Source organism: Methylobacterium sp. E-016, assembly GCF_022829745.1.
Lineage (GTDB): Bacteria > Pseudomonadota > Alphaproteobacteria > Rhizobiales > Beijerinckiaceae > Methylobacterium.
Genome location: NZ_JAKSYF010000151.1, coordinates 114,195 through 133,522, shown reverse-complemented (window position 1 = coordinate 133,522; position 19,328 = coordinate 114,195). Strand labels below are relative to the sequence as shown.

General features: G+C 73.0%; 19 protein-coding genes. 12 read left to right on the top strand and 7 right to left on the bottom strand.

The window, feature by feature from the left end; all coding sequences use genetic code 11:
- Nucleotides 1-19: 19 nt before the first annotated feature.
- From MKK68_RS22605 to MKK68_RS22590, 4 genes are all read right to left on the bottom strand, one after another.
- Entirely contained in the window at nucleotides 20-1,690 is a 1,671-nt protein-coding gene (locus MKK68_RS22605; RefSeq protein WP_244032996.1) for a methyl-accepting chemotaxis protein, read from the bottom strand.
- Between the two features lie 201 nt (nucleotides 1,691-1,891).
- A complete protein-coding gene (gene murJ / locus MKK68_RS22600) occupies nucleotides 1,892-3,421 on the bottom strand; it encodes a murein biosynthesis integral membrane protein MurJ (RefSeq protein WP_147860030.1) in 1,530 nt (509 codons plus the stop codon).
- 110 nt (nucleotides 3,422-3,531) lie between these two features.
- A complete protein-coding gene (locus tag MKK68_RS22595) occupies nucleotides 3,532-5,820 on the bottom strand; it encodes a xanthine dehydrogenase family protein molybdopterin-binding subunit (protein ID WP_244032995.1) in 2,289 nt (762 codons plus the stop codon).
- A 102-nt stretch (nucleotides 5,821-5,922) separates the two neighbouring features.
- Nucleotides 5,923-6,771, bottom strand: a complete 849-nt coding sequence (locus MKK68_RS22590; RefSeq protein WP_244032994.1) for an SDR family NAD(P)-dependent oxidoreductase — start codon at nucleotides 6,769-6,771, stop codon at nucleotides 5,923-5,925.
- A gap of 201 nt (nucleotides 6,772-6,972) precedes the next feature.
- On the opposite strand from MKK68_RS22590, the gene MKK68_RS22585 reads away from it, so the two are divergent.
- Genes MKK68_RS22585 through cobJ form a run of 4 tightly spaced genes read left to right on the top strand, consistent with a single transcriptional unit; the run spans nucleotide 6,973 to nucleotide 9,720 of the window.
- Complete coding sequence (locus MKK68_RS22585; RefSeq protein WP_244032993.1) at nucleotides 6,973-7,545, top strand: hypothetical protein; 573 nt, start codon at nucleotides 6,973-6,975, stop codon at nucleotides 7,543-7,545.
- Nucleotides 7,542-8,174 (top strand): precorrin-8X methylmutase, encoded by a 633-nt coding sequence (locus MKK68_RS22580; protein WP_243931934.1) that lies wholly within the window; start codon nucleotides 7,542-7,544, stop codon nucleotides 8,172-8,174. The genes MKK68_RS22585 and MKK68_RS22580 overlap by 4 nt, the downstream gene beginning before the upstream one ends.
- Nucleotides 8,174-8,968 carry a precorrin-2 C(20)-methyltransferase gene (locus MKK68_RS22575; protein ID WP_279605463.1) on the top strand — a complete coding sequence of 265 codons (795 nt, stop codon included), beginning with the start codon at nucleotides 8,174-8,176 and terminating at the stop codon, nucleotides 8,966-8,968. Before MKK68_RS22580 ends, MKK68_RS22575 begins: the two co-directional genes overlap by 1 nt.
- Nucleotides 8,965-9,720: a precorrin-3B C(17)-methyltransferase gene (gene cobJ / locus MKK68_RS22570; RefSeq protein ID WP_243949082.1), complete on the top strand. Its 756-nt coding sequence runs from the start codon at nucleotides 8,965-8,967 to the stop codon at nucleotides 9,718-9,720. The genes MKK68_RS22575 and cobJ overlap by 4 nt, the downstream gene beginning before the upstream one ends.
- Here the strand turns inward: cobJ and MKK68_RS22565 are convergent.
- Complete coding sequence (locus MKK68_RS22565) at nucleotides 9,696-10,460, bottom strand: cobalt-precorrin-6A reductase (protein ID WP_147728989.1); 765 nt, start codon at nucleotides 10,458-10,460, stop codon at nucleotides 9,696-9,698. The two genes, cobJ and MKK68_RS22565, sit on opposite strands and share 25 nt — an antisense overlap.
- On the opposite strand from MKK68_RS22565, the gene cbiE reads away from it, so the two are divergent.
- The 4 genes from cbiE to MKK68_RS22545 are packed head-to-tail and all read left to right on the top strand — an operon-like array spanning nucleotide 10,459 to nucleotide 14,346.
- On the top strand, nucleotides 10,459-11,703 hold the full coding sequence (gene cbiE / locus MKK68_RS22560) for a precorrin-6y C5,15-methyltransferase (decarboxylating) subunit CbiE (protein ID WP_244032992.1): 1,245 nt from the start codon (nucleotides 10,459-10,461) through the stop codon (nucleotides 11,701-11,703). The genes MKK68_RS22565 and cbiE overlap by 2 nt on opposite strands.
- Nucleotides 11,700-12,236, top strand: coding sequence for a cobalamin biosynthesis protein (locus MKK68_RS22555; protein WP_313899243.1), 537 nt, complete (start codon nucleotides 11,700-11,702; stop codon nucleotides 12,234-12,236). Before cbiE ends, MKK68_RS22555 begins: the two co-directional genes overlap by 4 nt.
- Entirely contained in the window at nucleotides 12,233-13,033 is an 801-nt protein-coding gene (cobM, locus tag MKK68_RS22550) for a precorrin-4 C(11)-methyltransferase (protein ID WP_244032991.1), read from the top strand. Before MKK68_RS22555 ends, cobM begins: the two co-directional genes overlap by 4 nt.
- Nucleotides 13,030-14,346 carry a cobyrinate a,c-diamide synthase gene (locus MKK68_RS22545; RefSeq protein WP_244032990.1) on the top strand — a complete coding sequence of 439 codons (1,317 nt, stop codon included), beginning with the start codon at nucleotides 13,030-13,032 and terminating at the stop codon, nucleotides 14,344-14,346. The genes cobM and MKK68_RS22545 overlap by 4 nt, the downstream gene beginning before the upstream one ends.
- Before the next feature lie 77 nt (nucleotides 14,347-14,423).
- Here MKK68_RS22545 and MKK68_RS22540 read toward each other — a convergent pair whose 3' ends face one another.
- Nucleotides 14,424-14,837: a helix-turn-helix domain-containing protein gene (locus MKK68_RS22540; RefSeq protein WP_147727032.1), complete on the bottom strand. Its 414-nt coding sequence runs from the start codon at nucleotides 14,835-14,837 to the stop codon at nucleotides 14,424-14,426.
- A gap of 407 nt (nucleotides 14,838-15,244) precedes the next feature.
- Between MKK68_RS22540 and MKK68_RS22535 the strand changes: the two genes are divergently transcribed.
- Nucleotides 15,245-15,583, top strand: a complete 339-nt coding sequence (locus tag MKK68_RS22535) for an antibiotic biosynthesis monooxygenase family protein (protein WP_147842240.1) — start codon at nucleotides 15,245-15,247, stop codon at nucleotides 15,581-15,583.
- Nucleotides 15,584-16,126: 543 nt separating this feature from the next.
- A complete protein-coding gene (locus MKK68_RS22530; RefSeq protein ID WP_244032989.1) occupies nucleotides 16,127-17,632 on the top strand; it encodes an undecaprenyl-phosphate glucose phosphotransferase in 1,506 nt (501 codons plus the stop codon).
- A gap of 28 nt (nucleotides 17,633-17,660) precedes the next feature.
- Here MKK68_RS22530 and MKK68_RS22525 read toward each other — a convergent pair whose 3' ends face one another.
- Nucleotides 17,661-18,161, bottom strand: a complete 501-nt coding sequence (locus tag MKK68_RS22525; protein ID WP_243931927.1) for a Fur family transcriptional regulator — start codon at nucleotides 18,159-18,161, stop codon at nucleotides 17,661-17,663.
- A 138-nt stretch (nucleotides 18,162-18,299) separates the two neighbouring features.
- Here MKK68_RS22525 and MKK68_RS29590 point away from each other — a divergent pair, with 138 nt between their 5' ends.
- A complete protein-coding gene (locus MKK68_RS29590; RefSeq protein ID WP_279592978.1) occupies nucleotides 18,300-18,434 on the top strand; it encodes a hypothetical protein in 135 nt (44 codons plus the stop codon).
- Nucleotides 18,431-19,294 carry a metal ABC transporter ATP-binding protein gene (locus MKK68_RS22520; RefSeq protein WP_244032988.1) on the top strand — a complete coding sequence of 288 codons (864 nt, stop codon included), beginning with the start codon at nucleotides 18,431-18,433 and terminating at the stop codon, nucleotides 19,292-19,294. Before MKK68_RS29590 ends, MKK68_RS22520 begins: the two co-directional genes overlap by 4 nt.
- The last annotated feature ends 34 nt before the right edge of the window (nucleotides 19,295-19,328 follow it).

Genomic DNA, 19,328 nt, shown 5'->3' with positions numbered 1-19,328 from the left:
GCGCCGCGGGCTGACGCCGTCAGGCGGCGCGCACCGTGGCGAGGAAGCGGTCGACCTCCGCGCCCAGGTGCCCGGATTGGCGCGACAGCGCGCCGGCCGAGGTCAGGACCTGGGCGGCGGCGGCGCCGGTCTCCTCGGCCGCGCTCGCCACGCCGGCGATGGTGCTCGTCACCGCGCCGGTCCCCGTCGCCGCCTGGCCGACGTTGCGCACGATCTCCCGGGTCGCCGCGCCCTGCTCCTCCACCGCCGCCGCGATCGTCGTCGCCATCGCGTCGATGTCGCGGATGCGGCGGGTGATCGCGGCGATCGCCTCCACCGCCTGGCCGGTCGCGCCCTGGATCTGCGTGACCTGGCCCGCGATCTCCTCCGTCGCCCGCCCGGTCTGGGCGGCGAGCGCCTTGACCTCGGAGGCCACCACCGCGAAGCCGCGGCCGGCCTCGCCGGCGCGCGCCGCCTCGATGGTGGCGTTGAGCGCGAGCAGGTTGGTCTGGCCGGCGATGTCGGCGATCAGGCCGACGACGTCGCCGATCCGCCCGGCCGCCCGGCTGAGGGCGTCGACGAGCCGGACGGTGTCGTCCGCCTGCGCCACGGCGGCCTGGGCGAGGTCGGCCGAGCCGCTGACCTGGCGCCCGATCTCGGCCACCGACGCGCCGAGCTCCTCGGCGGCCGCCGCGACGGTGTTGACGTTCGAGGCCGCCTCCTCGGCCGCCGCCGCCACGGTGGCGGATCGGTCGGCGGTCTCCGACGCGGTCGCCGTCATCGTCCGGGCGGTGGCCTGCAGCTCGGTCGCGGAGGCGGCGAGCGTGCCGACGATCCCGCCGACCGCTTGCTCGAAGCCGTCGGCCACGGCGCGCATCGCGGCGGCGCGCTGCACCGCGGCGCCGGCCCGCGCCGCCTCGCTCTCCGCTTCGAGGGTGCGGGCGCGGATCAGGTTGTCCTTGAACACCTGGATCGCGGCGGCGATCGCGCCGACCTCGTCGCGGCGCCCCCGGCCGGGCACCGCCACGGTGGCGTCGCCCCCGGCGATCCGCCCCATCGCGGCGATGATGCGGTCGAGCGGCCGGGCGATGCCGCGCATCACGAAGGCGATGCCGCAGAGCGCGCAGAGCAGGGCGCCGGCGCAGACCGCCACCGTGAGCCGCAGGGCGGAGTCGTAGCTGAGGGCGGCGTCGGCGGAGGCGGCGTCGCCGCCCCGGTCGTTCAGGGCGGAATCCGCGTCGAGCACCTTCAAGGCCGCGTCCAACGGCATCCGCGAGCGGTCGAAGGCGGCGACCATGCGTGCCCTGTCGCCGTCCCGCGCGGCGGCGACGAGCTGGCTGCGCAGGTCGAGATAGGCGGCCCACTGCCCCTTGAAGCCGTCCCACAGGGCGGCCTCCTCCGGGCTCGAGATCAGCGGCTCGTAGGACGTCACAGCCTTCGCGATCGCCGCGAGGCGGGTGGCGCCGACCGCGTCGAGCTCCGCCGGCGGCTCGGCCGCCAGGACGTAGCGCGCGTCGACGAGGCGGAGGCGGGCGGTGGCGTATTTCAATTCGCCGATCCAGCGCACGCTCGGCAGCCAGTTCGTCGCGATCTCGGTCGCGCTGGCGTTGACGGCGCGCAGCTTGGAGGCGGCGAACAGGCCCTGCCCGGCGATGCTGACGGTGAGGATGCCGATGACGCCGATCAGCGCGGCCTTGATGGTCAACCGCATGATGGGACGGTCCTCGGATTGTGCGACTCAGGTCATCCTAATGCGAAGGACTTAAATGACGCTGAATTCGAGCACGCGCAGGTGTTTGTCCTCGCTTCCTGGAAGATCTAAATCCAGGAGTGAAATAGAGGACGATAGCTCAACTGCTGGTGTACAATCTTCCGGGCTGCAAGACTGCCGCGATCGCGACCGCCGCCCATCTCAGGCGCGTCGCAGGCGCAGCCCGAACAGGTGGAGCAGGCCCGCGAGCAGGCCGCCGTAGATCGCCGCGCCGACGATCCCGAGGAGCGCCAGCACCGCGATCTCGCGGCCGCGCGGCAGGGCGGGCACGACGGATTCCGCCAGCGGCAGGCCGTAGACCGCCACCAGCGCCAGGCCGGCGCAGGCGAGCGCGACGCCGAGCACCGTGAGGCCGAGCGTGCGCCCCGGCGCGGTCCAGCCGCGGCGCCAGGCGAGGGCGACGAGCAGCGCGAGATTGACCCACTGGCTGATCGCGGTGGCGAGCGCGAGCCCGGCGACGCCGTAGGGGCCAGTGAGCCAGAGCTTGAGCACGACGTTGACGGCGATGGCGGTGAGCGAGGCCCAGAGCGGCGTCCGCGTGTCCTGCCGGCTGTAGAAGCTCGCCACCGCCGAGCGCACCAGCACCACCGCAGGCAGCGCCAGCCCGTAGGCGGCCAGCACCGAGGCGGCCCGCGCGGCATCCTCGGCCGAGAAGGCGCCGCGCTGGAACAGGGCGGCCATGGTCAGGCCGGGCAGCGTCAGGAAGGCCACCGTGAACGGGGCCGAGAGCGCGAGCGAGAATCCGGCGGCGCGGTTCTGGGCGGCGTGCGCCCCGGCGACGTCGCCGGCCGCGATCCGCCGGCTCATCTCCGGCAGCAGCACCGTGCCGGCGGCGATGGCGATGACGCCGAAGGGCAGCTGGTAGAGCCGGTCGGCGTACCACAGGGCCGAGACCGCGCCGGTCGGCAGCCAGCTCGCGATGATGGTGTCGGCAAACGTCGCGATCTGGAACCCGGCCGCGCCGATCACCGCCGGCCCGAGCACGGTGAAGAACCGGCGCATCGCCGGATCACGGACGGCCGGCGCGGTGAGCCGCGGCGCGACGCCGGCCCGCCGGCAGGCCCACCACAGCAGCGCGAACTGGAGCACGCCCGAGACCGCGACGCCCCAGGCGGCGGCGTGCGCCGCGTCGGGGAACAGGAAGGCCAGCGCGAACGCCGCCAGCATCGCGAGGTTCAGCAGCACCGGCGCGCCCGCCGCCACGGCGAAGCGGCGCTGCGCGTTCAGCACGCCGGAGAGCAGCGTCACCAGCGTCATGAACAGCAGGTAGGGGAAGGTGATGCGGGTGAGCGCCACCGCGAGGTCGAAGCGCTGCGGATCCTGCGAGAAGCCCGGCGCCAGCGCCCGCACCACCCACGGCATCAGCGGCAGCGCGAGCGCCAGCAGCGCGATCTGCACCGCCAGCATCAGCGTGAAGATCCGGTCGGCGAAACGCTGCGCCGCGCCGTCCGCGCCGGCCTCCGACAGCCCGGCATAGGCCGGCACGAAGGCGGTGTTGAACGCGCCCTCGCCGAAGATCGCGCGGAAATGGTTCGGCAGGCGGAAGGCGACGACGAAGGCGTCGGCCATCGGCCCGGCCCCCATCACCGCCGCCATCACCACATCGCGGCCGAAGCCCGTGACCCGCGACACCAGCGTCCAGCCCCCGACGGAGAGGATCGCGCGGATCACCGGTTCGTCCCGAATGCGAGTGCCGTCACGCCGCCCACCGTTGCTGAAGCCCGGCGGAGGCTTACGGTCGCGGCCGCCGGCAACGCAAGCGTGCGGCCGCTAGGGCCCCGTCACGCCAGGGTCTCGCCGCGGATCGGCAGGCGGCGGTGGCGCTGGCCGGTGGCGTGGTAGACCGCGTTGGCGATCGCCGCGTTGACGCCGATGATGCCGAGCTCGCCCAAGCCTTTCAGGCCGAGCGGGTTCACCTTCCGGTCCTCGTCGGGGACGAACAGGACCTCGATCTCGGGCGTGTCGGCCGCGGTGGGGACGAGGTATTCGGCGAGATCCGCGTTGCGGTAGTGGCCGCGGTCGAGCACGGTCTCCTCCAGCAGGGCCGAGCCGAGGCCCCAGATCATGCCGCCGGCGAGCTGGCTGCGGGCGGTCAGCGGGTTGAGGATGCGCCCGGCCGCGAACGCCCCGAGCAGGCGCGAAACCCGGATCTCCCCGGTCTCGGCGTGGACGCGGACCTCGGCGAACTGCGCGCCGAAGGCCCAGGACAGGTGCTCGCCGCCGCTGCTGAGGGTGATGTGGCCGGCCCGCAGCGCGTCGAGGCTCTTCGCGCCGCCGCCCTCGGGGACGAACTCGGCCAGGGTCTCGATCCCGGCGGGGTCGAGCCGGGCGACCGCCTCGTCGAGCGCCACGCCGCCCCCGTCGGCCCGCGCCAGCCGTCGGCCGACGAGGCGCAGGCGCGCGGGGTCGGCGCCGGCCAGCGGCGCGCCGGCGGCGGTGCAGGCGGCGGCCAGCCGCGCGCGCAGCTGCTCGCAGGCGAGCGCCAGGGTGTTGAGCAGGCTCGTCGTGGTCGAGGAGCCGCCCGAGATGCCGGCCGGGGGCAGCGCGGTGTCGCCGAGCCGCACCGTCACCGCCGCGATCGGCACGCCGAGCCCGTCGGCCGCGGCCATCGCCAGCAGCGTGGTGATGCCGTTGCCGATCTCGTGGTGCGCGGTCTCGACGGCGACGCGGCCGTCGGGTCGAAGCGCGACGCGCATCGTCGCGGGGGCGATCTTCACCGGCCGCACCGAGGTGGCGCAGCCGAGCCCGACCCGCCAGGCCCCGTCCCGCATCGCGCCGGGGCGGGGGATGCGGCGCGACCAACCGAAGGCCTCGGCGCCGGCATCGAAGCAGGCCATCAGCGGACGCGACGAGAACGGCTTGCCCGAGACCGGGTCGGTCACGGTGTCGTTGCGCCGGCGCAGCGCGATCGGGTCGAGGCCGAGCGCCCAGGCCATCTCGTCGACCGCGCTCTCCAGGGCGAACAGGTAGGGCACCTCGGGCGGCGCCCGCATCGGGCCGGGCGTGTTGCGGTCGACCCGCACGGCGCGCTCGTCGGTGCGGATGTCGGGGCAGGCGTAGAGGCTCGCGGTCACGTCGGTGCCCTCCATCGCGAAGGCGTCGAAGCGCGAGGTCGTCATCGCCGCCTCGTGCACCAGGGCGGTGAAGCGCCCGGTGCGGTCGGCGCCCAGGCGGAGGTCGTGGCGCGTCTCCGGGCGGTGGTTCGCGATGGTGAAGCCCTGCCGCCGGGTCGGCACCAGCGCGACCGGGCGGCCGAGGTCGCGGGCGGCGAGGGCGACCAGCGCCGTGTGCTGCGACAGCGCGAGCTTCGAGCCGAAATGGCCGCCGATCGGCCCCGACACGACGCGGATGTCGGCCGGGTCCATGCCGAGCTGCGCGGCGAGCCCGTGCTGCAGCGCGCCGACGTAGCGCGAGGGCTCGTGCACGGTGAGCCGGCCGCCGTCCCAGGCGCAGGCGGTGGTGAACAGCTCCATCGGGTTGTGGTGCTGCACCGGCGTCTCGTAGCGCGCCGCGATCCGCATATCGGCCCGGGCGAGCGCGGCGTCGGCATCGCCCCGGCGTGGATCCGCGTGCTCGGGCTTCAGGTCGGCCAGCCGCACGGTCTCGGCGCCGGCCTCGTCGAAGGTGGCCGCGAACGGCGCCTCCGCGTAGGCGACGCGGACGCGGGCGGCGGCCTCCTCGGCCGCGCCCTGCGTCTCGGCGACGACGAGGGCGACGATCTGGCCGGCATAGGCGACCTCGTCCGAGCCGAGCGGCAGGTGCGCGCTGTTGGCGTAGCCGCCGGCCATCAGGTGCTTCACCGGCGCGATCCGCCCGGCGAGGTCGCGATGGGTGAAGATCCGCAGGCAGCCCGGCGTCGCCGCGGCGGCGGCCAGGTCGAAGCCGCGGATGCGCCCGCGCACGATCGTGCTGGTGACGAGCGCGGCGTGGGCGCGCCCCGGCAGCGCGACGTCGGAGGAGAACCGCGCCCGGCCCGTCACCTTGGCCGGGCCGTCGACCCGCACCTGCGGGCGCCCGAGCAGGCCTTCCTCAGCACCGGCCTGGGCCGGGTCGGCGATCGGGTGGTCCATCGGCGCGCTCCACTTCGCTTCGGTCCGGGACCGGTCGAGGGGGGAGGTGTGCCTCGCTCTCCGCGCGGCAAGGTTTTGGGGCGGGCCCGCGGCGATCCGCGCTCAGGTCGCGGCGCGGTCGCGCGGCAGCAGCTTCTGGATGACGTTCCAGTACGAGACCGGCACGAGGCGCTCGATCAGCGCGATCAGCTTGGCGTCCGAGCCGACGAGCACCCGGCCCTGCCGGCGCTCCACCGCCGCCAGGATGATCTCGGCCGCCCGCTCCGGGGCGAGCTTCAGCATCCTGTTGGCGGCGGCCCGGCCGCGGGCGGCCTCCTCGGCGGTCATGTGCGCGGGCAGGCGGGCGCTGTCGGCGACCGAGGTGGCGACGCCGCCCGGATGCACCACGGTGACGCCGATCGCGGTGCCGGCGAGCTCGTGCCGCAGCGCCTGCGAGAAGCCGCGCACCGCGAACTTGCTCGCGGAATAGGCGGTCTGGCCCGGCGGCGCGATCAGCCCGTAGAGGCTCGACAGGTTGACGATCCGCGCTTCCGGCTGCGCCCGCAGCAGCGGCAGGAAGGCGCGGGTCATCCGCACCACGCCCCAGAAGTTGATCTCGAACAGCCATTCGAAATCGGCCTCCGTCACGTCCTCGAAGGTGCCGCCGAGCGCCACGCCGGCATTGTTGATCAGCACGTCGAGGCCCCCATGGGCCGCCTCGACCGCGGCCGGCAGCGCGGCGATGGCGTCGCGGTCGGCGACGTCGAGGGGGTGGCGGCTGATGCGGACCCGGTTCGTCGCGATCAGCCGCTCGGTCTCCTCCAGCCCGGCGACGTTGCGGTCGGCCAGCGCCAGGTTGCAGCCGCGCGCGGCCAGCCCCACCGCCAGCGCACGGCCGATGCCGCTCGCCGCGCCGGTGATCAGGGCCGTGCGGTTCTCGAGGTTCCAGTTCGGCATGGGGGCTCGCTGCATGTTTGGTGGATGAAACGCGCGGTCCACTTCCCCTCCCCCTCTGCGGGGGAGGGTGGCCCGCGAAGTGGGTCGGGAGAGAGGAGCGGCGGTTCCGGAAAGGGGGCTCCCCTCTCCCGACCCTCGCTGACGCGAGGCCCACCCTCCCCCGCAAGGGGGGAAGGGAAACCGGCCTTATCCGTCGAGGCATGTTCGTTCCTCGAAGTGGAGGCACCCTTCGGCCGCTGCACGGCGGCGATGCTGGATCGGCTGGCGGAGGTCGCGGACGGGCTCGGCATCGACGAGGTCCGCGTCTCGCCGACGCGCGGCTTCGTGCTGCCGATGCGTGGCGTGCCGTCACATCGCCGCGGCGAGGCCCTTGCCGACCTCGCCGCCGCCGGCTTCGTCACCGCACCGGACGATCCGCGCCGGGCGGTGGCGACCTGCCCCGGCGCGCCGGCCTGCGCCTCGGGCTCGACGCCGACGGGCGCGGATGCCGCACGGCTCGCCGAGGCGTTCCGGCCGTTCGCCGCGAGCGGGATGACCGCGCACGTCTCCGGCTGCACCAAGGGCTGCGCCCATCCGGCCCGCGCCGACCTGACGCTGGTCGCCCGCAACGGACGCTACGGCGTCGTCCTCGACGGCTCGCCCGGCGATGCGCCGGCTCTGGAACTGACTTTCGACGCGGCGCTGGAGCGCGTATGGAGGGCGAAATCCGGTACGCTGGCACAGGCGTTCGGCCCCTCCCCCTCCCCTCGGCAAGCCTTCGCCGAGCCAGCCATCGGGACCACGATATGAGCGCCCGCCACGAATACCTGCGCGACGGCGGCGCGATCTACGCCCGGTCCTTCGCGATGATCCGTGCCGAGGCCGACCTCGCGCGCTGGTCCGGTGCGGCCGAGCGCGTGGTCGTGCGGATGATCCACGCCTGCGGCATGACCGACCTGCCGGCCGACGTGGAGATGTCCGAGACTTTCGCCCAGGCCGGCGAGGCGGCTCTGCGCGCCGGCGCGCCGATCCTGTGCGACGTGCGGATGGTCGCCGACGGCTGCACCCGCGCCCGGCTCCCGGCCGAGAACCGCGTGATCTGCACGCTGACCGACCCGCGCGTGCCGGCGATGGCGGCCGAGATGGGCACCACGCGCTCGGCCGCCGCGATGGAGCTGTGGCGCGAGCACCTGCCCGGCAGCGTCGTGGCGGTGGGCAACGCGCCGACCTCGCTGTTCCGCCTGCTCGAATTGCTCGACGAGGGCGTCGCGCCGCCGGCGGCGGTGATCGGCATCCCGGTCGGCTTCATCGGCGCGGCCGAATCGAAGGAGGCGCTCGCGCGCGACGGGCGCGTGCCGTTCGTCGTCGTGCACGGGCGGCGCGGCGGCAGCGCCATGGCCGCGGCGGCCGTCAACGCGCTCGCCAACGAGATCGAGTGATGGACTCGGCCGAGAACCGCTTCGCGGAGGAGCCTGCCGAGCAGCCGGACAGGCCGATCGCGGGCGTCACCGGCACGCTGTTCGGCGTCGGCATGGGGCCGGGCGACCCGGACTACCTCACCGTTCGCGCGATGCGGGTGCTCGAGCGCGCGCCGGTGCTGGTCCACTTCTGCAAGAAGGGCCGGCGCGGCAACGCCCGCACCATCGCCGATGCCGTGCTCCCGCCGGACGCGACCCGCGAGTTCCCGCTGGCCTACCCCTACACCACAGAGCTCCACCCCGATCACCCGGACTACGTCGCGGCACTCGCCGCCTTCTACGACGACGCGGCCGGGCAGCTCGCCGACCACCTCGGCGCCGGTCGCGACGTGGCGATCCTGTCGGAAGGTGACCCGTTTTTCTACGGCTCGTTCATGCATCTGTGGCGGCGGCTCAAGGACCGCTTCCCGGTCGAGGTCGTGCCCGGCGTCACCGGCATGTCCGGCTGCTGGACCAGGGCCGGGACGCCGATCACCTGGGGCGACGACGTGCTCACGATCCTGCCCGCGACGCTGCCGGCCGCCGACCTCGCAGCCCGCCTCGCCACGACCGACGCCGCCGTGGTCATGAAGCTCGGCCGGCACCTGCCGAAGGTCCGCGCCGCCCTGCACGAGGCCGGCCTTCTGGCACGTGCGGTCTACGTCGAGCGCGGGACCATGGCCGGCGAGCACGTCGTGCCGCTGGCCGACAAGCCGGACGACGCAGCCCCGTACTTCTCGATGGTGCTGGTGCCGGGCGAAGGCCGCCGGCCGTGAGCGGAAGCCTCGCGGTCATCGGCCTCGGGCCGGGCGATGCCGGGTTGCTCACCGCCTCGGCGCAGGCCGCGCTCGATGCGGCCGAGGACCTGATCGGCTACATTCCCTACGTCTCGCGCGTGCCGGATCGGCCCGGCCTGACGCGGCACGCCAGCGACAACCGCGTCGAGGTCGACCGCGCCCGCCATGCGCTGGAGCTCGCAGTCTCCGGCCGGCGGGTGGCCGTGGTCTCTGGCGGCGATCCCGGCGTGTTCGCGATGGCGGCGGCGGTCTTCGAGGCGGTGGAGCACGGCGATCCGGCCTGGCGCCACCTCGCGATCACCGTCGAGCCGGGCATCACCGCGATGCTGGCGGCCGCCGCGCGCCTCGGCGCGCCGCTCGGCGGCGATTTCTGCGCGCTCTCGCTCTCGGACAATCTCAAACCGTGGGAGGTGATCACGGCGCGGCTCGACGCGGTGCTGCGCGCCGACTTCGTGGTCTCGCTCTACAACCCGATCTCGTCGGCGCGGCCCTGGCAGCTCGGCAAGGCCCTCGGGATCGCCGCCGAGATCCGCAACCCCGACACGCCGGTGATCTTCGCCCGGGCCGTCACCCGGCCCGACGAGGCGATCCGCGTGATGACGCTGGCCGAGGCCCGCGACGCGACCGCCGACATGGCGACGATGGTCATCATCGGTGCCTCGACCACCCGGCTGATCGAGCGCGGGCCGGGCGAGCGGCCGTTCGTCTACACGCCGCGCAGCGTCGCATGATCGCGGCCCGCGCCGACGAGCCGCTCGACGGCCGCGGCGGCATCGGCGACCGCGTCGACCATCGGCTTCCACGGCTGGCGGACGATCACCACAGGCAAGCCGAGTGTCCGCGCAGCGGCGATCTTTCCGTAGGTCGCCGCCCCCCCGGCATTCTTCGTGACGAGCACGTCGACCGACGCGTCGCGCATCAGCACGATCTCGGCGGCGGCGTCGAACGGTCCGCGCGCGCGGATCGCCGTGAGGCGCGGGACCGGCAGCGCATCCCCGAGCGGCTCGATCGTGCGCACGACGTAGTCGTGCTGCGGCGCGGCCGCGAAGGCCGCGACTTCCATGCGGCCGACCGTGAGGAAGACGCGGCGCGGAACGTCCCCCAGCGCCGCGACGCAACCGGCCACGGTGTCGACCTCGGTCCAGGCGTCTCCAGGCTTCCGCGTCCAGGCCGGGCGGCGGATCGCCAGGAGCGGGACGCCGGCAGCTTCCGCGGCCCCATAAGCGTTCCTACCGATGCGTGCGGCGAAAGGGTGGGTGGCATCGACAAGCCGGTCGATCGCCTGCTCGCGCAGGTAGCAAGCCAAGCCCTCCGGGCCGCCGAATCCGCCGATGCGGGTTGGAACCACGTCGACGACCGGCGCCGCGGTGCGCCCGGCCAGCGACAACGTGACGGAGAGGCCGGAATGGGGGAGAAGGCCGCGGACGAGGGCGCTGGCCTCCGTCGTGCCCCCGAGGATGAGGATCCGCATGGCCGCCTTGTCCGATAGGCCCGAACCGGTGTCGATGCCCGATCCCTGGCTCGCGATCGTCGGCATCGGCGAGGACGGCCGCGACGGGCTCTCCCCCGCCGCCGGCGCGGCGCTCGACGGCGCCCGCGTGGTCTATGGCGGCCGTCGTCACCTCGCGCTCGCCGGCCCGCTCGACGCGGAGCTGCGCATCTGGCCGAGCCCGATCTCCGACGCCTACCCTGAAATCCTGGCGCGGCGCGGGACGCCGACCTGCCTGCTCGCGACCGGCGACCCGTTCCACTACGGCATCGGCGCCGAGATCGCCCGGATCGTGCCGGCCGCCGAGATTCGGGCGTTTCCGCAGCCCTCGGCCTTCAGCCTCGCCTGCGCCCGCCTCGGCTGGCCGCTCGCCGAGTGCGCCTGCCTGACGCTGCACGGGCGGGCGCTCGCGCAGATCGTCCGCCACCTGCAGCCGAACGCCCGCCTGCTGGTGCTGTCCTGGGACGGCACGACGCCGGCGGCGGTCGCCGCGCTGATGACCGAGCGCGGTTTCGGCGCATCGCCGATCACCGTATGCGAGGCGATGGGCGGCCCGCGCGAGACCGTTCGGACCCGATGCGCGCGCGATTTCGACCTCGGCGACGTCGACGCCCTGAACACCCTGGCGATCGAGGTGGTGGGCGAGCCCGGCTGCCGGCCGGTCGGCCTCGCCCCGGGGCTCGACGATGCGTGGTTCGAGAACGACGGCCAGCTGACCAAGGCCGAGATCCGCGCGGTGACGCTGGCGGCGCTCCGCCCGCTCGCCGGCCAGCTGCTGTGGGACGTCGGCGCCGGCGCCGGCTCGATCGGCATCGAGTGGATGCTGCGCCATCCCGCGATGCGGGCGACCGCGATCGAAGCCCATCCGTCTCGCGTCGAGCGGATCGCCCGCAACGCGCAGACCCTCGGCGCCCCCGGGCTGACCATCGTCCACGGGGTGGCGCCGGATGCGCTGACCGGGTTGCCGGCGCCGGATGCGATCTTCATCGGCGGCGGCGTCTCCGCGCCGGGCGTTCTGCCGGCGGCGCTCGGCGGCCTGCGGTCGGGCGGCCGGATCGTCGCCAACGCGGTGACGCTGGAGGCCGAGGCGGTGCTGCTCGCCGCCTTCTCGACCCGGGGCGGAACGCTGCGGCGCCTGTCGATCGCCCGCGCCGATCCGGTCGGCGGGCTGCACGGCTGGCGTGCGGCGATGCCGGTGACGCAATGGGCCTGGACCAAGCCGTGACCGGGACCCGCCTCGTCGCCGGCATCGGCTTCCGCCACGGCGTGCCCCCCGACGCGATCGTCGCGCTGATCCGGCGGGCGATCGCGCAGGCGGCGTGCGAGGGGGCGCTCGTCGCGATCGCCACCGCCGCCGACCGAGCCGATGAGCCGGCGATCCGGGACGCCGCCGGCGCGTTCGGCCTGACGCCCGTCGCCGTCGATGCCGAAGCGCTTCGCACGGTCGACCCGCGCGTGCCGACGCGCTCGGCCCGGATCGAGCGATCGCGCGGCGTCGGCTCGCTCGCCGAGGCGGCGGCGCTCGCCGTCGCCGGCGAAACCGGACGCCTGATCCTCGTCCGCATCGACGACGGACGCGCCACCTGCGCGCTCGCGGCGCTGGGCCTAGCGAGCGACGAGGCGATGCGCGAGGCCGATGAGGCCCGCGCCCTCTACCGTCCCCCCTCTGCGGGGGTAGGGAAGGAAGCGGGCGCCGTTAGCCGATCGAAGACTCCCATATCCCAGCGCGCCCGAGCGGCGCAGATCGTGACCGCATGACCGTCCATTTCATCGGCGCCGGGCCGGGCGCTCCCGACCTCATCACCGTGCGCGGGCGCGACCGGATCGCGGCCTGTCCGGTCTGCCTCTATGCCGGCTCCCTGGTCGCGCCGGATATCCTCGGCTGGTGCCCCCCGGGCGCGCGGATCGTCGACACCGCGCCGCTCGACCTCGACGCGATCGTCGCGGAGATCGAGGCGGCGCATGCCCGCGGCGAGGACGTGGCCCGGCTGCATTCCGGCGACCTGTCGATCTGGAGCGCGCTCGCCGAGCAGATGCGGCGGCTCGACCGGATCGGGATCGCCTACACCGTCACGCCGGGCGTCCCGGCCTTCTCCGCGGCGGCGGCCCTGCTGAAGCGCGAGCTGACCGTGCCGGGCGTGGCGCAGTCGGTCGTCCTCACCCGCACCTCCGGGCGGGCGAGCGCGATGCCGGAGCGCGAGACGCTGGCCGGCTTCGCCGCCACCGGCGCGACGCTGGCGCTGCACCTCTCGATCCACATCCTGGACAAGGTCGTCGCCGAGCTCGTGCCGTTCTACGGCGCGCCCTGCCCGGCCGCCGTGGTGTTCCGCGCCTCCTGGCCGGACGAGCGGGTGATCACCGGAACGCTGGCGACGATCGCGGGGCAGGTCGCCGGATCCGGGATCGAGCGCACGGCGCTGATCCTGGTCGGGCCGGCGCTCGGCGCCGAGGATTTTCGCGAGAGCGCGCTCTACGCGGCCGACTACGACCGCCGGTTCCGGCCCGGCGGGGCGGTCGGCAGCACGGGCATCGACAACGAGGACGCGAACGCATGAGCGTTCCCGGCATCCTCGTCGCCGCGCCGCGGTCGAGTTCCGGCAAGACCACGGTGACGCTCGCGCTCATGCGCGCGCTCGCCCGTCGCGGCTTGCGCGTCCGCGGGGTCAAGTGCGGGCCCGATTACATCGACCCGGCCTTCCACGAGGCGGCGACCGGCTTTCCGAGCGTCAACCTCGACAGCTTCGCGATGGGCCCTGCCCTCCTCGACGCGGTCGCCGGGTTCGCCGTGCGGGACGCCGACATCGTCGTGGCGGAAGGATCGATGGGCCTGTTCGACGGCATTCGCGCCGGCGAGGGCCGCACCGGCGCGAATGCCGACATCGCCGCCCGCTACGGCTGGCCCGTGCTGCTGGTGCTCGACGTGTCGGGGGCGGCGCAGTCCGCGGCGGCGATCGCACTCGGCTGCTCGCTCTACGATGCGCGCGTCAGAATCGCGGGCGTGGTGCTGAACAAGGTCGCCAGCGCCCGCCATCGCCGCCTCGTCGAAGCCGGGCTCGCCCGCGTCGGGATCCCGGTCCTCGGCGCGCTGATGCGGGATGCGTCGCTGGTCCTGCCGGAGCGCCATCTCGGCCTCGTGCAGGCGCGGGAGACCTCCGACCTCGACGCCCGTCTGGACCGCCTCGGCGACCTCGCCGTCGAAGGTCTCGATTGCGATGCGATCCTGGCTGCGGCCGGCGGCGCGGTTCCCGCCGGCGCGGGCGCCCTCCCCCGCCCGCCGGGGCAGCGCATCGCGGTGGCGGCCGATGCCGCGTTCAGCTTCCTCTATCCGCACCAGGCGGCAGGCTGGCGGGCGGCGGGCGCGGAGATCGTATCGTTCTCGCCGCTCGCCGACGAGGCACCGAGCCAGGGGTGCGACGTGTGCTGGCTGCCCGGCGGCTATCCCGAGCTCCATGCCGGCCGGATCGCCGCGGCGACGACCTTCCTCGGCGGCCTGCGCAGCTTTGCCGAGACACGGCCGGTGCACGGCGAGTGCGGCGGCTACATGGTTCTGGGCGAGAGCCTCGAGGATGCGGCCGGCATGCAGCATCCGATGGCCGGGCTTTTGCCGGTCGCGACCTCGTACAAGTCGCGCAAGTTGCATCTCGGGTATCGCGTCGCACACCCCATCGCCGATGGGCTTCTGGGGCGGGCGGGGCTGCGCCTTGTCGGCCACGAGTTCCACTACGCGAGCGAGTCGACCCCGCCGCCCTCCGAGGACGAAGCGTTCTGTCGGGTCGCCGACGCGGAAGGGACGGATCTCGGGTTTGCCGGGCATCGGCGCGGCCGCGTCACCGGCACGTTCTTCCACCTGATCGCGCTCGACGACTGACGGACGACGACGGTGGGCCGGCAGCGCTCAGCGATCGGAGACGAGCGCCGCCCCGATCGGGGGCGGACCGTCCCGGCTCACTCGGCGGCTTCGGCCTCGGCCGTGTCCGCCTGGCCATGGCCGAGCTTGGCCACCGTCCGCACGATCGCGAGCACGTCGCGGCGCATCTGGTCGTTCTCGATCAGCGCGTAGGCCCGCAGCAGCTCGATCGCGCCGTGGGCGCTGAGGAAGCCGAACACGTCCTCCTTCGGCGCCGCGCCCTCCTCCTTCTCCTCGAAGAAGGCTGAGACCGGAACCTCGAGCAGGCGCGCGATCTCGCGCAGGCGCCCCGCGCCGACGCGGTTCTGCCCCTTCTCGTACTTCTGGACCTGCTGGAAGGTGACGCCCACCGCCGTCCCGAGGGCCGTCTGGCTCAGCCCTCGCGCCTTGCGGAGCGCGGTGATGCGGAGACCGACGAGGCGGTCGACGTCGGTGGTCTGTTTGGGCATCATCGTCAGACACAATCCCATTTCGCGGTCGCGACCGGGTGGGTGACCGTCATCCTCGGACGGTCGACACGCCGACCGGGAGATTGACAGCCGGTTGCGGAGGCCGCCACCTACCTCGCGCCCGTCACGGTGCCGTGCCAACGTCTTGTCAGAGCGAAGGGATAGCCACCTGAGCGCCTCAACTGAAGACAACTAGGACACGAAATAAATCTGAATGCAAGCTTAGATCGATCAGATCGAGGCCTTGTCACGACGTTTGCGCTGCGACGCTACGAGCCTGCGCTAAAACTATAGTATGTTGGTTCGACAGGTGGCGTCGGCCTACCGAAGCGGTCCTCGGTACGAATTACGCAGATTCGGGCGTTGGAATCAGGGTGGTGGCGAGATCCCACCACATCATGGAGACATCGATGTTCATTGCGATGAATCGTTTCAAAGTGGTTAAGGAATCGACAACGGATTTCGAGCAGGTCTGGCTCGGCCGCGACAGTCATCTCGGCGAGATGCCGGGCTTCGTCGAGTTTCATCTTCTGCGCGGACCCGAGGCGGAAGATCACGTGCTCTACGCCTCGCACACGATCTGGCGCTCGAAGGCCGATTTCGAGGCCTGGACCCGCTCCGAGCAGTTCCGCAAGGCGCACGGCCGCGTGCCGACGACGAAGCCGCTCTATCTCGGCCACCCGCAATTCGAGGGCTTCGAGACGATCCAGACCGTCGGCGGGGCGAGTGGCGACGTCGCAGCGGCCTGATCACACGGCCTCGGCGTCCCGAAGGCGGGACGGCCGAGGTTCCTCCATCCCGGCCGCCGGCTCGGCTCCTCCGGCGTGATGCGAGCGGGGCGCGATCGGCGCTCCCGCGTCGAAAACGGTTCCGGCACGCTCGAAGCCGAAGCGCGGCGGGCCGCCGACGCATGGACGCCAAAGCGCGTCTTCGGCACGCATCGCTGCGTCCGGCCGCGTCGGCACGAGGGGCGCGCCTTCGACCCGCACCGGAACCGCCATCACTCGAACGTGAAGCTTGACCGTGAAGCCGTCGGGTCCGTGACGGCGTAGGACGGCCGCTGCGATTCGATTGCGCGTGATCGACGCGATCCTGACGAAACCGTCTCTCAGTAGTTTGCTCGCGTTGCGAGGCGCTGGTCGGACCCTTAAGGCCGAGTCATCTCGCGCAAGGTGACGGGTGTCGTGATCGCGGCCCTACGCTTGCTCCATAGTCCAAGAGTGCTCTTCTCGACGCGCGATCCGTGTCGTTTCGGGACACCGTCCGGTTCAGTTCGGAACATGGCGCGCCAGATGTTTCAAGATCGCCTGCCTGAGACTTTCCAGCCGCTGCCGACTTCGGCGGAGCGACGGCGCAATGTATGGACGGCGCTGCTCCCGCGTCGGAGCCGCGGCGCGTTCCGCATCGGCATCTCGGCCTCGGTGGCGATGACCGACATCCTGTCGATCGTCATCACGACGATGGTGGTCGAATACGGCTATTTCTTCCTTCTGAACGCCGAGATGATGCCGTTCTCGGCGAGCTGGGGCCTGCAGCTCTCCGGTCTGCTGGCGATCGTCATCGTCGCGACGTCCGCCCTGCGCGAGGAATACGCGATCGAGGCGATGCTGGCGCAGAAGGCGTCGCTGCAGAAGAGCGCGGCCCGGTGGGTCGTCGCCTGGGCTGCGGCGCTCGTGGTCGGCTTCATCACCAAGACGACGAATGAGGTCTCGCGCGTCGTCGCCCTTACCGTGTTCGTCTCGGGCCTGCCGGTCTTGATGCTGCCGCATGCGGCGATGATCGGGCTCGTGCGCCGCAGCGTGACGCCGGCGTCCGCCTCGGTGAGCCGCGTCCACCTCGTCGGCTTCGAGGACGACATCGCCCGCTTCTACGCCAGCAACGAGGCCGATTCGCTCGGCCTGCGCGTCGTCGGCACCAGCTATCTCCGCCGGGTCGACGCCCGCGCGGACGAGGCCACCCGCCATGCGCAGATGTCGGAGGATCTCGACCTCGCGGTCTCCGTGGTGCGGTTCCTGCGCCCCGACGACGTCTTCATCCTCGTGCCCTGGGCCGACACCGCCGAGGTGGAGCGCTGCATCGACGCGTTCCTGCGGGTGCCGGCGGCGCTGCACCTGCGCCCGGGTTCCGTGCTCGACCGCTTCCCCGACATGCAGGTGTCCCGGGTCGGCCGCCTCTCCGGCATCAACATCGGCCGCCGTCCGCTGAGCATGGCCGAGGTGCTGCTGAAGCGCCTCCTCGACGTGACGCTCGCCACGATCGCCCTCGTCGCGCTGAGCCCGCTGCTCGCGGCCATCGCCGTGGCGATCAAGCTCGACAGCCCCGGCCCGGTGTTCTTCCGGCAGAAGCGCTACGGCTTCAATCAGCAACCCTTCGGCGTGTTCAAGTTCCGCAGCATGAAGGCCGAGGCGGAGGCGGTGTTCAAGCAGGCCTCGCGCAACGATTCGCGCATCACCCGCATCGGTGCCTTCCTGCGCCGGTCCAACCTCGACGAGCTGCCGCAGATCCTGAACGTGCTGAAGGGCGAGATGTCGCTCGTCGGGCCGCGCCCGCACGCGCTCGCGCACGACCGCAGCTTCGAGCGGCGCATCGCCCTCTACGCGCGCCGACACAACGTCCGCCCCGGCATCACCGGCTGGGCGCAGGTCAACGGCCTGCGCGGCGAGACCCTGACCGACCTCGACATGGAGCGCCGGGTCAACCACGACCTGCACTACATCGACAACTGGTCGATCTGGTTCGACATCCAGATCATGTTCCAGACGGTGTTCTCGCGCCGCGCCTACCGCAACGCGTTCTGAGCCGGATTCCGCGAGCGACGTCCCGGGATCAGTGGGCGTCGTCGGCTTGCCGCCCGTGGCAGGCGCCGCACTCGCCCTCGACCTCGAGGATCCGGCTCGCCGGGCGGAACCCCGCCCGCTCCAGGGTGCGCCCGAGCCCGGCCTCGATCTCGGGCGAGGTGGTCTCGTCGATGCCGCCGCAGCTCCGGCAGATCAGGAACACCAGTCCCTCCCCCGCGCCGTGCTCGTGCGCGCAGGACACGAACGCGTTGCGGCTGGCGATGCGGTGGACGAGGCCGTTCTCGGTCAGGAAGTCGAGCGCGCGGTAGACCGAGACGGCGGCCACCCGGCGATCCGGCCCGCTCAGGCGCTCGGCGATGTCGTAGGCACCCATCGGCTTGCCCGTCTCCGCGACGGCCTGCAGCACGTCGTGCCGCAGCTTGGTGAAGTGCAGGCTCCTGTCGCGGCAGAGCTTCTCGGCACGCGCCATCGTCGCGGCGGCGTGCTCCGCGCCGCACGCCTCCCCTTCGTGCCCGACGTGATCGTGCATCCCGATCCTTGCGGCCGGGGCGCCCCGATTGAACGCCGCCGGTGTTACAGTGTATCACCACGGATTATAGGCCGCGCCACCGGTCCGGGCAACGGATCGGCCTTCGGCGCTCGCACACCCTCGACGAAGATCGTCCCCTTGAGACCCAGATCCCGCCCGCCGGCTTCCTCGGCCGCATCGCTGTTCCAGAGCGGCCTGGCGTTCCGCCTCGGCCTCGCCGCCGCGCTCGCCGCGCCGCTCTGGCTGGCGATCGCCTGGACGCTGGGCGCGTGACCGCGCGCACGCCTGTGGCCGCCGGCGACATCCGCCTCGACGGACTGACGCTCGGCTACGACCGGCATCCGGCGGTGCACCACCTCGACGGCACCATCCGCCGCGGCGACCTGCTGGCGCTGGTCGGCCCGAACGGCGCCGGCAAGTCGACCCTGCTGAAAGGGCTGATCGGCGAGATCCCCAGCCTCGACGGGCAGATCCACCGCGGCATGCCGGCCCGCACGCTGGCCTACCTGCCGCAGGCGGACGAGATCGACCGCAGCTTCCCCCTGAGCGTCCTCGATCTCGCCAGCATGGGCCTGTGGCGCCGGTCCGGCGCCTGGCGGAGCCTGCTCGGGCATCGAGGCGCCGTGCTGAAGGCGCTCGACGCCGTCGGGCTGTCCGGCTTCGAGGCGCGACCGATCGGCACCCTATCGGGCGGCCAGTTCCAGCGCGCGCTGTTCGCACGCCTGATCCTCCAGGACGCGCAGGTGCTCCTGCTCGACGAGCCGTTCACCGGAGTCGACGCGCGCACCACCGCCGACCTGATCGCGCTGATCCGCACGTGGCACGGCGAGGGCCGGACCATCGTCGCGGCGCTGCACGACCTGGCGCAGGTCCGTGCGTACTTCCCGAAGACGCTCCTGCTCGCGCGGGAGCCGGTCGCCTGGGGCGCGACGGCCTCGGTGCTGTCGCCGCAGAACCTCGCCCGCGCCACCCGCCTGTCCGAGGCCTGGGACGAGGACGCCGCCATCTGCGCCCACGACCATGCCCAAGTCGCCCCGGCACCCGACGGGTCCGGGCACGACGATGGGCACGATCACACGCACGGGCATCACCATCGCCCGGCCCCACCCGAGCAGCACGAGACCGCGGCGTGATCGATCCCTTCGCGCCGTTCGTCGAGTTCGGCTT